A 12417-nucleotide genomic window follows, 5' to 3' on the forward strand; every position below is an offset into this window, starting at 1 on the left:
AACCATATATTTTTCATATAGTTAGATAGATATGGCTTGGCACTCAGTCCTTACTTTAGCTTTTGACGCCCAACATGCGGGTGAGCATGCGCGCACCAATTTGGTACAACGCCACCACCAAGGCGCCTTGCGGGTACAAAAAGCCTTGTATCCTGAAAGCGGTGAACAGCAAGGTATTTGTCATGTCATCATGCTGTATCCGCCTGCTGGCATCGCCTTAGGCGATAAACTCGATATTGACATTGGCGTAAAACATCACGCCCACGCTGTGATTACCACGCCCGGGGCAAATAAATGGTACGGCAATTTACCAAGTTACACCGCTAACAAGCAAACCGATGATAGCCCATCAGCCAGAAAAACCCAAGAAACCAAAAAAAACCAAGAAACTCAAGAGAATTCAAATAGTTATGCTGTTCAAAATGTCACGGTTTATCTACAAGATGACAGCCGTTTTGAATGGCTACCGCAAGAAAACTGTTTTTATAACGCAAGTTTTGCCCATGCCACCAATCAGTTTTTTATCAGCCCAGCTGCCAGTGTTATCGCTTGGGAAATTAACCTGTTAGGGCGAGAGTATCATGGCGAGCGCTACAGTACAGGCGAGATGCGGTTATCAAACCTATTTTGGCGCGTGGATGAGCAGCCCAAATTGCTGCTTGCTGATACCTTACATCACTGTGCCGAACACGATTGGTTTGGCTCAGCCGTGGGTCTCAATAACCATACCGTCTTTGCCAGCTTATGGGTTGTGCCAAGCGTTGATGCGCAAAAACAGCTGATTGAATGGGTCAAGCAATTACGCTTATTTATCGACCACCATAGCTTGCCTGTCTCTTGCACCCAAACAGGCGAGGTGATGATTATTCGCTATTTGGGGGATGATGTCCGCCAATGTTTTGACAGTTTTGGTGCAGTTCGTGGTGAGATTCGCACTTTAATGTGGCAACAAGACAGTCATTTGCCCCGAATTTGGGCAACCTAATGGCAGTGAAGGTCTAATTTTTAACACTGAAAAAATAATTGGAGTAACCCATGCATTTAACCCCCGCCGAAAAAGATAAATTACTCATTTTTACCGCAGGACTGGTTGCCGAGCGCCGCAAACAACGTGGCTTAAAACTTAACTATCCAGAAGCAATAGCCTATATCAGTATGTTGGTGCTCGAAGGCGCAAGAGAGGGCAAAACAGTGGCACAGTTGATGGGCGAAGGCACCACGTGGCTTAGGGTTGAGGATGTGATGGATGGTATCGCCGAGATGATTGACGATGTGCAAGTGGAAGCCACCTTTCCAGATGGTACCAAACTGGTGACCATTCACCAACCGATTGTGTAATTTAAACAGTATAAGAGGTAAACCATGAAAGTTGGCGAATATAAGCTAAAAGACCAAGCCATTATCCTGAATGAAGGGCGCGCCGTCCAAACTATTTTGGTCAAAAATACCGGCGACAGACCGATTCAAATCGGCTCTCACTACCATTTTGCCGAAGCCAATGACGCACTGGCGTTTGACCGTGACAAGGCGCTTGGGTTTCGCTTAAATATCTTATCGGGTACAGCAGTGCGTTTTGAGCCAGGGCAAGCGCGATCAGTCGAACTGGTCGAGTTTGGTGGCAATAAGGCGATTTTTGGGTTTGCTGGGCGGGTGATGGGGCAAGCCACCGCATCTGTGGATACCGCAAGTTTACCAAAATCACAAAAAACCGTACCCCGCCAAATGTATGCCGAGCATTTTGGCTTAACCGTGGGCGATAAACTGCGTCTTGCTGATACCGAGCTGTGGCTCGAAGTGGAAAAAGACTTTACCAGCTATGGTGAAGAGGTCAAATTTGGTGGTGGCAAAGTGATTCGTGATGGCATGGGGCAAGGGCAGCGCCCGTTTGCTGAGGTGGCTGACACCGTGATTACCAACGCGCTTATCTTGGATTATACCGGGATTTATAAAGCCGATGTGGCGATAAAAGACAGCCGAATTTGGGCGATTGGCAAGGCGGGCAACCCCGATATTCAGCCCAATGTCACCATTGCTATTGGCGCAAGCACTGAGATTATTGCAGGTGAAGGCAAAATTTTGACCGCGGGCGGGATTGACACCCATATTCACTTTATCGCGCCACAGCAGGCGGAAGTTGCGTTGATGTCTGGGGTGACCACCATGATTGGCGGTGGTTCAGGGCCTGCCCAAGGCACGCTTGCTACCACCTGCACCAACGGCAAATACCATATCGAAACCATGCTCAAAGCCCTTGATGATATGCCCATGAACATTGGGCTACTGGGCAAAGGCAATGTCAGCTTACCGCAGCCGATTGTCGAGCAAATCGAAGCGGGCGTGGTCGGGCTAAAACTGCATGAAGACTGGGGCACCACGCCGCAAGCGATTGACAACTGCTTGAGCGTTGCCGAAGAGTATGATGTGCAAGTGGCGATTCACACCGATACGCTCAACGAAAGTGGCTATCTAGAAAGCACGCTAAATGCCTTTAAAGACCGCTGTATTCACACCTTTCACACCGAAGGCGCAGGCGGCGGGCACGCCCCTGATATTTTGCGGGCGATTGGCGAGCCGCATGTGCTGCCGTCTTCGACCAACCCCACGCGACCGTTTACTATCAATACCATTGATGAGCATCTCGATATGCTGATGGTCTGCCACCATTTGAGCCCTGCGATTGCCGAAGATATCGCCTTTGCTGAGAGCCGTATCCGCCAAGAAACCATCGCCGCCGAAGATATTTTGCACGATTTGGGGGCAATCTCGATGATGAGTAGCGACTCGCAAGCGATGGGACGGGTGGGCGAGGTGATTATCCGCACTTGGCAAACGGCGGATAAAATGAAGCGCCAACGTGGATTTTTAGCACCCGATGTATCTAGCCACAGCGAGCAAGGTATCACGCTCACCGATGTGGATGACATCAAGAGCAACGACAATTTTCGCATCAAACGCTATATCGCCAAATACACCATTAATCCCGCTATTACCCACGGTATTGCTGAGGAAGTCGGTTCGGTAGAAGTCGGTAAATGGGCGGATTTGGTGCTATGGTCGCCCAAATTCTTTGGGGTCAAACCTGACACGATTTTAAAAGGTGGTAGCATCGCCGCTTACCCGATGGGCGATATCAATGCCTCCATCCCAACCCCGCAGCCGGTGCATTATCGTCCGATGTTCGCAAGCCTTGGTAAAGCCACCCACCAAACCAGTATCACCTTTGTATCCAAAATCGCCTTTGACAACAATATCCAACATAAGCTCGGTTTGCAAAAAGTGATTCGACCCGTGCAGGGTATTCGGAACATTCGCAAAAAAGATATGCGGTTTAATAGCTATTGCCCCGAGATGTCGATTAACCCAGAAACCTATGAAGTACGTGCTGACGGTGAGCTTCTCACTTGCGAGCCGTCGGCTGTGTTGCCAATGGCACAGCGTTATTTTTTATTTTAAATGTGATTTTAGCCATGAATGCCAATGTGATGACTAGAACCGAACAATCTCATCTGTGATGAATGTGGCAGTGAGTTTTTTAACAGTGTATCGCCAATGCAAAATCTTTGCCCAAACTGTTCGCATTGGCTGTACGGGCTTAACAACTGTGAACATCAATTTAAAGAGGGTCGCTGTCAACAATTCGGTTGTCATGGGCAAACTTCTAAATAGGTAGAAAATTTAACAAAGGATAGTAATGAAAATTTATAATCAACGGGTGCAACAGTTAACTGACCAACAGCAAGCAGATTTGGTCAACCAACAAGCAAACGGGCAGTTTTTGCAGCTCGATTTCGACACACGCCAGCGGTCACGCTTTCGTGCGAACCTGCAAAATGGTGAAGCCATTGGCATAGATTTGCCCCGTACTGGCACGTTAAAAAATGGTGATGTGGTACAAAATGCGTCAGGCGACATGATACAAATTTTTGCCAAACCGCAAACCCTCACCAAAGTCACCGCCGACAATGCCTTTGAACTGATGCGCGGGGCCTATCATTTGGGCAACCGTCATGTGCCTTTGATGTTGGTTCAGCATGACAATGATTATGCCCTGTATTTTGAGCCTGATTATGTGCTTGCCGATATGCTGGTGAAATTGGGCTTAACCGTGAGCGAAGTGGCGCACGCTTTTGAACCCGAAACAGGGGCGTATGGGCATGGCGGGCATTCACATGGGCATGATAATCGGTTAAGCCATGCCGACACGCAAAGTGCAATCGTCGGCGATTTAACCAAAGCCACGTTTTTTTCATGAAAACGATGACAACAATATCGCACCTCACACAGACGGCGCCGCCACAACAATTGCTTAAGCTGATGATGCTAGCGTCGAGCAATTTGCCGATTGGTAGTTATACCTATTCCCAAGGCGTGGAGTCTGCCATTGAGCAAGGCTTTATCCATGATGAAGCCAGTAGTTTGGCGTTTTTGCAGGCGTATCAGCAAGAGGTCTTACTCAATTTTGAATTGCCGCTGATGGCAAGTATGATGCAGCTGTCAGCGCAAAAAAATCACCACAGCTTGGTGGATAGTCTAGCCAATTTTTATGGAGCAAGCCGTGATAGCCATGAGTTTTTATTAGAGAGTCAACAATTGGCGCAGGCATTTTGTGCCTGGCTTGATGGCGTGCTCGACCTTGCGATGCCACAAGATTGGATAGCGCAAGGCTATTTACCGTTATTTGCCCGCTTGGCGTATTTTTGGCAACTGCCCATAGCCGATAGCATGATGACCTATGCGTTTGCTCAAATGGAAAATCTGACCTTAGCGATTGTCAAAACCTTACCGCTGGGACAAATGGCAGGGCAGCGTATTATTTGGCAATTGGGGCAAGCGATGGATGAACCGATTGCCAAGCTTTGCCAAACGCAAGCCAGCAAAGTCAAAACGGCATTGACAGCCATCCATCATCCGCAAGCGGTTGTGGCTAAGCTACAAGACATTGCGCCACAATTTTTACAGGCACAGCAGCATGCCCAAACATTACTAATTTTAATCAACCACTTGCAACTATCAGCGTCTGTACCGTCGTTGGCAGAATTATCCTGTCATCATGAACAACAATATAGTCGTCTGTTTCGTTCCTAAAACCCCTGTCTTTAACAACCCGTCTTTAACATCAATCACAAGGAAACCCCATGACTGGCTTTACCCAAAAAACCAAAACCCAACAGCCTCGCTTATCCCCATTACGCCTTGGCATTGGCGGGCCTGTTGGCTCTGGCAAAACCGCTTTGACCTTGAGTCTGTGTCGCCGTCTCAAAGACGTGTACAACATGGCGGTGATTACCAACGATATTTATACCAAAGAAGATTCGGAGTTTTTGACCCGCCACGATGCCATGCCCGCTGAGCGGATTATTGGGGTGGAAACGGGCGGTTGTCCGCACACAGCGATTCGTGAAGATGCGTCGATTAATCTTAATGCCGTGGCCACCTTGCAAAATCGCTTTGACGGTCTTGAGCTGATTATCATTGAGTCGGGCGGTGATAACTTGGCGGCGACCTTTAGCCCAGAGTTGTCGGATTTGACCATTTATGTGATTGATGTGAGTGCAGGCGACAAAATCCCCCGCAAAGGTGGACCCGGGATTACCAAATCAGATTTGCTGATTATCAATAAAACCGACCTTGCGCCACTCGTGGGCGCGGATTTGTCGATTATGGATAAAGACGCCAAAAAAATGCGCGGCGATAAGCCGTTTGTGTTTAGCAACATGAAAACTCAAGACGGTTTGGATGACATTATCAAATTTATCCAACAACAGGGCATGCTAAGAGCGCTAGAGATTCCGTCACAGCCGGTACAACATTTACCAAGCTCAAGCGAAAATATGTAAAAAATGCGATAAAATCAAGGAGACATAATGAAAACTTTAACCCAAAAAACGGCGTTGGCAGCCGCGCTTTTTAGCCTTTCAAGTGTGGCAGTGGCGCATGTCGGTCATGGCTTAACCCATCATGCAGGTGTAAGTTCGGTAAATTTAATGGAGGCCGTCACCGCAGGGCTCATGCATCCTATCTCAGGTCTTGACCACGTGGTGCTTGCGGTTGGCATGGGCATGGTGTTTGCCCGTCACAAAAAACTGGGTTTGGGCTTATTGGTAACGAGCTTACTGTTAGGCTTTGCTTTGGTGCAACTATCTCATGTGGCGATTGGCTCATCGATTATTGAAGGTGCGATTTTGCTATCGGTGGTGTTGACAGCGGTCGCAGTTTTGGCGCAGCGCACCAAGATAGCACAAGCCAATCAGAAAAGCTTTTCGCTCATGATGGCGATTAGTTTATTTGGTTTGACGCTATTTCATGGTATGGCGCATGCCGTGGAGATGCCAGTCAGTAGCGTGAGTCAAGGCTTTGGGTTAGGCATGATAACCGCGATGTCCGCCTTGTTTGCTGTGGGAGCAGGGGTGATGAATTGGGTAAAAGCACAAGCCCATGCGCATCCCAAGCTGTCTTGGCTACCTTCAATCATGGCGGCATTGGGTATGGCACTGGTATTGGCTAACTAGCGATTAACTAGGGATTAACAACATTTTTGATAAAAAGTGCAAGCTGTCGGGCATGCACTTTTTTTATGCAACAAATTGGGTACTGTCATAAAGACACTGGCGATAAAGCGTTGTTTAGCGTCAATCAATGTTAGATGAATGCCATAGGAATACTAGAGCAATGCCAGATGAATGGTAATAGTGCAAAAAATCCCCCGAGTTCATCAGATTGGTGAAATCGCTAAGGTCGCCAAAGTTTGCCCATTTTTTATCTAATAGCAGCATTTATCCAATGGACGATTGTTTAAAATAACTATTTTTAACTATAACAATTCAACCTTTTGATTTAATTGATAAAATTTTCAAAAATAGTTTTTAACATGCAGATTGGCACACTAATTGAAATGTCATTATAGTCAGTTAAGACAACCAGCAACCGATAGCCAAAGCCTATCCGTTACGCCCTACCTTAAAACGGCAATCCAACTATTTTAGGAGTGACACATGTTAGACAAAAAAACCACCGAGCTAACCACGACTGAGCGTCAATTAAGCCGTCGTGCATTTGGCAGATCCTTGGTTGCCCTAGCGGTAATGGGCAGTATGATGTTGACAGGTTGTTCAAAACCGCAATCATCAAGTGATGCCAAACCAGCCAGTGGCACGTCAACCACTGCTGCCACCGGTAGTGCACCTGCCCCTAGCAATGGCGATACCATCAAAGTGGGTATCTTGCATTCACTCTCAGGCACCATGGCAATCTCTGAAACATCGCTCAAAGACACCGCGTTGATGGCGATTGATGAAATCAATGCCAAAGGTGGGGTGATGGGCAAAAAACTTGAGCCTGTGGTTGTCGACCCTGCCTCAGACTGGCCATTGTTCGCCGAAAAAACGCGCCAACTACTGACACAAGACAAAGTCGCGGTTATCTTTGGTTGCTGGACATCGGTTTCTCGTAAATCTGTGTTGCCTGTGGTTGAAGAATTAAACGGCTTATTATTTTACCCTGTGCAGTATGAAGGACAAGAGCAGTCCAAAAACATCTTTTATACCGGCGCCGCGCCCAACCAACAAGCCATTCCTGCGGTTGAGTACTTGATGTCACCAGAAGGCGGCGGTGCCAAACGCTTCGTGCTATTGGGTACTGACTATGTGTACCCCCGTACCACCAATAAGATTTTACGGGCGTTTTTAAAGTCTAAAGGTGTGGCAGATAGCGACATCATGGAAGAATATACCCCATTTGGCTTTAACAATTACCAAACCATCGTGGGTAATATCAAAAAATTCTCAGCGGGTAAAAAGACCGCGGTTATCTCCACCATCAATGGTGACTCAAACGTCCCCTTCTATCGTGAGCTTGGTAACCAAGGCATCAAAGCGGCGGATATTCCTGTGATGGCGTTCTCTGTGGGCGAAGAAGAACTTCGTGGTATCGACACCACCCCATTAGTCGGACACTTGGCAGCATGGAACTACTTTGAATCGGTCAAAAACCCTGTCAACATCAAGTTTGTGAATGCTTATAAAAAATATGCCATTGACCACAAACTGCCAAATGCCGATAAAGTCGTGACCAATGACCCAATGGAAGCCACCTATGTGGGTATCAATATGTGGAAGCAAGCGGTTGAAAAAGCGGGCTCCACCGACGTGGATAAAGTCCGTGCTGCCATGGCAGGTCAAAGCTTTGCCGCGCCATCGGGCTACACGCTAACCATGGATGCCGAAAATCACCACTTACACAAACCTGTGATGATTGGGCAAATCCGTGCCGATGGTCAGTTTGATGTGGTTTACAAAACCAAAGATGCCATTAAAGCGGAACCTTGGAGTCCTTATATCCCAAAATAAGTATCCCAAAGTGAGTATGACGAAATAAGCCTTTCCAATAAGCTTGAATGAAGTTAACAATCGATGTTGTGACAGCCATACCGCGCATCAGTACCCCAGCTGGTATGGCTTATTTTTTTGCCAAAATTTTACGATTTCACCTTTTATTGATTTAAACATTGATCCGTCACACCACCAAACAGATGGACTAATCATAAAGATTAATCATACAAACTAAGGAGCGACCATCATGCTCAATGGTAATCATTCTCTCGGGCAGTTTTTGCAAAAAAGTAAAAAAATTGTGCTCAGCATGTCGCTAGCGACCACGATGGGCATTGCGTTGCCAAGCGTGAGTAATGCACAGGCAAGTACCGCTTCGGCCACTACGATGACCAGTACAGTAACCACAGCAGCCCCAACTACCGCAGCCACAAGCACCACAGCCAGCGCAGGCGATGATATTCAAAAATTCGTAGCCGCCGATTTTGCGGGGCGTCAAGCCATGCTCAACAACTGGACAGGCACGAGCCAATCCTATGACAAACTGGTCGAGCTGATTAATAAAGACGAGCTGTACCGTGATGATGCCGGCAATGTCTATACTTTAGAAAATACCGACCAACTCTACCGCTATCCTGCGCATACCTTGGTAAGCAATTGGCCAAGCGACCTAAACCAAGTCACGCTCAATAACGCGCTGCGTTCGGCGTTGACCCTAGGGCAAACCAAAGCCAAACTCAAATCCGACGATGCCAGCGAGCGCCTTAAAGCGGTGGATATCCTAGCTGACAATATCGCCACGCTCGATAAAAAAACCGTTGCCGATATTTATGCCAATGAAAAAGACAGTACGGTAAAAGCAGCATTGGCGCAACTGCAAGCGCGTATGGATTTGCAATCGGGCGATGAGATGACCCAGATTGCGGCCTTAAAAACCTTGGCGTCCAGTAACAGTCCCGATGTGTTAGCCGATATCGAAGCGATGGCAAAACAAACCAGCCATTCACCCGAGCTCAAACAAGCCTTACAAACAACCCAAGACAAAGTCAAATCGCGTATCAAAGCCAGTGAGTGGACAGGACACGTGTTTTCTGGCTTTAGTACCGCCAGTATTTTGTTGTTGGCGGCGTTGGGACTTGCTATTACTTACGGTCTATTGGGTGTCATTAACATGGCGCATGGTGAGCTCATTATGATTGGTGCCTATACCACCTATGTGGTGCAAAGTTTTTTTAAAAGCCATTTGGCAGGCTATGTCGATTGGTACATGCTTGCCGCGATTCCGCTGGCGTTTTTGGTGAGCGCCGTCATTGGCATGATTATTGAGCGGGTAGTGATACGTCCGCTATATGGCAGACAGCTAGAAACCTTGCTTGCCACGTTTGGGGTGAGTTTGATTCTGATGCAGTTGGTTCGCATGATTTTTGGGGCACAAAACGTCGAAGTTTCCAATATTTCATGGCTAAGCGGTGCTGTCGCCTTGACCCCAAGCTTGATGCTGCCATACAACCGTATTGCCATTATCGGTTTTACCATTATCGTATTGTTATTACTGGTGTTTTTACTCAAATACACCCGCTTTGGTCTGTTTGTACGTGCTGTGACCCAAAACCGGCAAATGGCGCGTGCGGTGGGTATTCGCTCGGCGCGTGTCGATATGATGGCATTTGGGCTTGGCTCTGGCTTGGCAGGTTTGGCAGGCTGTGCTTTGGCGCAAGTGGGCAACGTCGGTCCTGATTTGGGGCAAAACTACATCATCGATGCTTTCTTGGTAGTAGTGGTCGGCGGTGTCGGTCAAATTTGGGGGGCAGTACTGGCGGCCTTGGGTCTAGGGGTGAGTGGCACCGTGCTTGAGATTGGCATGGGTGCGGTGATTGCCAAAATTATTTTGTTGGTGCTGGTGGTGCTATTTATCCAAAAACGCCCACAAGGTCTGTTTGCCCTCAAAGGTCGCTTTGTCGAGTAATCATTGGAGAGTTAAAAAATGCGTATTTTACAATTATTTGCAGATAAACCAGTGAGTCGCTTGGCAATTATGGGCTGTTTTGCGGTGTTGATGGTGTTGCCTTGGTTGCATTTGCTACCTGCCGATTCAGCGCTGCATTTATCTGCTTATTGGGTTACTTTGATTGGCAAAATCATGTGTCTGGCGATGGTTGCTTTGGCACTGGATTTGGTATGGGGCTATGCGGGGATTTTGAGCCTTGGGCATGGCTTGTACTTTGCCCTTGGCGGGTATGCGATGGGTATGTATCTGATGCGCCAAGCATCAGGCAATAGCTTGCCGGAGTTTATGCGGTTTTTAAGCTGGGATAAAATGCCTTGGTTTTGGGCAGGCACAGACAACTTTGCTTGGGCGATGATATTGGTGGTGCTGGTGCCGGCATTGGTGGCTTTTATATTTGGGTTTTTTGCCTTTCGCTCAAAAATCAAAGACGTGTATTTCTCGATTATCACCCAAGCCATGGTGTTTGCCGCATCACTCCTATTTTTCCGTAACGAAACTGGGTTTGGCGGTAACAACGGTTTTACCGGGTTTAAAACCATCTTGGGCATGGACATCGCTGCTCCCATGACGCGCACCTTGCTATGTTTTGCCACAGCATTCGTGCTGATGCTTGCCTACCTTGGCTTGCGTTATTTGATGCACAAGCCGTATGGTCGCGTACTGGGCGCCGTGCGTGATAGCGAAAACCGTTTGCAATACCTTGGCTACCGTACTCTATGGTACAAGCTATCTGCGTGGGTGTTATCAGCGATTATCGCAGGGATTGCTGGCGCGTTGTATGTGCCACAAGTGGGCATTATCAATCCCAGTGAGATGAATCCTGTCAACTCGATTGAAATGGCGGTCTGGGTCGCCACAGGTGGACGCGGCACGCTGATTGGGGCGATATTGGGCGCAGGTGTGGTCAATGCGGTGAAAACTTACTTTACCGTGGCGTATCCCGAAGCTTGGCTATTGATTTTGGGCGGGTTGTTTGTGGTCGTCACCTTGTTTTTACCCAAAGGCATTATTGGTCTATTGGATAAAATCACGCATGGCAAAAAAACGGTCGAGCCAAGCGTAAAAAATATGGAAACAAATCAAGAAACAAACCAAGAAACAAACATAGAAGCAAAAAAAGAATCTTAGGCTTCAGTGGCGTCAGTGGCGTCAGTGGCGTCAGTGGCGTCATGCTGACCGCCTGCAACCAAGTAGTTAGTTTGATTGTACCCGATGACTAATACCCCATAAACACCCCATTAATAACACATCAAAGAGTCTGTTATGAATACAAACGATAACAATATCAATGACTTTGCTGAGAGCAACTACGGACGGCTAAAGTCACAAGAAGCGGATTTTAGCAAAGGCATTGCCCTATATATGGAAGATGTCAGCGTGTGGTTTGATAAATTCCGCGCCTTAAACAACTTATCCTTGTACATCAAAGAAGGCGAGCTGCGTTGTATCATCGGACCTAACGGTGCGGGTAAAACTACGCTGATGGACGTGATTACCGGTAAAACTCGCCCCACGGAAGGATCAGTATATTTTGGACAAACCCACAATCTTGCCAGCATGACCACCGAGCAAATTGCCGAAGCTGGCATTGGGCGAAAATTTCAAAAACCCACGGTGTTTGAAAATTTTACCGTCATGGAGAACTTACTGCTTGCCGCACCCAAAGACAAGCGGGTCAAAAAAAGCCTGTTTAGCAAGCTTGACCCAGATGCCCAAAATGCCCTTGACCAGACTTTAGCGACGATTCGCTTGGGTGAGTTTGTCAATAAACCGGCAGGATTGTTGTCGCACGGGCAAAAACAATGGCTGGAGATTGGGATGCTATTGATGCAGCGTCCTAAGCTGATTTTGCTCGATGAGCCAGTGGCAGGCATGACCGATGCCGAAACTGAACGCACCGCCGAGCTATGTTTGGAGCTCAAAAAAGACCATACCTTGGTGGTGGTTGAACATGACATGAGCTTTATTGACACCATCAGTGAGCAAGTGACGGTATTGGCGCAAGGCGCAATTTTGGCAGAAGGCACGCTTGCTGAAGTACAAGCCAACGACGATGTCATCGAAAAATATCTAGGGCGATAG

General features: G+C 47.6%; 10 protein-coding genes and 1 pseudogene. All 11 read left to right on the forward strand.

Translation table 11 applies throughout. The annotated features are described in order from the left end of the window. The first annotated feature begins 31 nt into the window (after nucleotides 1-31). The 11 genes and pseudogenes from RNZ41_RS00515 to urtD all read left to right on the forward strand — a co-directional run bounded on the left by RNZ41_RS00515 (nucleotide 32) and on the right by urtD (nucleotide 12417). Nucleotides 32-985, forward strand: a complete 954-nt coding sequence (locus tag RNZ41_RS00515) for an urease accessory protein UreD (protein WP_314027320.1) — start codon at nucleotides 32-34, stop codon at nucleotides 983-985. A gap of 50 nt (nucleotides 986-1035) precedes the next feature. Then, nucleotides 1036-1338 (forward strand): urease subunit gamma, encoded by a 303-nt coding sequence (ureA, locus tag RNZ41_RS00520; protein WP_060995978.1) that lies wholly within the window; start codon nucleotides 1036-1038, stop codon nucleotides 1336-1338. 24 nt (nucleotides 1339-1362) lie between these two features. Beyond that, complete coding sequence (gene ureC / locus RNZ41_RS00525) at nucleotides 1363-3453, forward strand: urease subunit alpha (RefSeq protein WP_314027321.1); 2091 nt, start codon at nucleotides 1363-1365, stop codon at nucleotides 3451-3453. 238 nt (nucleotides 3454-3691) lie between these two features. Then, entirely contained in the window at nucleotides 3692-4252 is a 561-nt protein-coding gene (ureE, locus tag RNZ41_RS00530; protein WP_314027322.1) for an urease accessory protein UreE, read from the forward strand. Beyond that, nucleotides 4249-5085, forward strand: a complete 837-nt coding sequence (locus tag RNZ41_RS00535) for an urease accessory protein UreF (protein ID WP_314027323.1) — start codon at nucleotides 4249-4251, stop codon at nucleotides 5083-5085. The genes ureE and RNZ41_RS00535 overlap by 4 nt, the downstream gene beginning before the upstream one ends. A 50-nt stretch (nucleotides 5086-5135) precedes the next feature. Then, on the forward strand, nucleotides 5136-5837 hold the full coding sequence (ureG, locus tag RNZ41_RS00540; protein WP_314027324.1) for an urease accessory protein UreG: 702 nt from the start codon (nucleotides 5136-5138) through the stop codon (nucleotides 5835-5837). A 27-nt stretch (nucleotides 5838-5864) separates the two neighbouring features. Continuing rightward, on the forward strand, nucleotides 5865-6509 hold the full coding sequence (locus tag RNZ41_RS00545) for a HupE/UreJ family protein (protein ID WP_314027325.1): 645 nt from the start codon (nucleotides 5865-5867) through the stop codon (nucleotides 6507-6509). A gap of 573 nt (nucleotides 6510-7082) precedes the next feature. Then, complete coding sequence (urtA, locus tag RNZ41_RS00550; protein ID WP_314027799.1) at nucleotides 7083-8345, forward strand: urea ABC transporter substrate-binding protein; 1263 nt, start codon at nucleotides 7083-7085, stop codon at nucleotides 8343-8345. A 370-nt stretch (nucleotides 8346-8715) separates the two neighbouring features. After that, complete coding sequence (gene urtB, locus RNZ41_RS00555; RefSeq protein WP_198510579.1) at nucleotides 8716-10293, forward strand: urea ABC transporter permease subunit UrtB; 1578 nt, start codon at nucleotides 8716-8718, stop codon at nucleotides 10291-10293. Nucleotides 10294-10311: 18 nt separating this feature from the next. Further along, a pseudogene (gene urtC, locus RNZ41_RS00560) lies at nucleotides 10312-11361 on the forward strand (urea ABC transporter permease subunit UrtC); the annotation flags it as partial. A gap of 237 nt (nucleotides 11362-11598) precedes the next feature. Further along, the gene (gene urtD / locus RNZ41_RS00565; RefSeq protein WP_095356662.1) at nucleotides 11599-12417 is read left to right on the forward strand and encodes an urea ABC transporter ATP-binding protein UrtD; all 819 of its coding nucleotides are present in this window, start codon (nucleotides 11599-11601) and stop codon (nucleotides 12415-12417) included.

It is taken from the genome of Moraxella sp. DOX410 (assembly GCF_032248735.1).
GTDB classification, from domain to species: domain Bacteria; phylum Pseudomonadota; class Gammaproteobacteria; order Pseudomonadales; family Moraxellaceae; genus Faucicola; species Faucicola tetraodonis.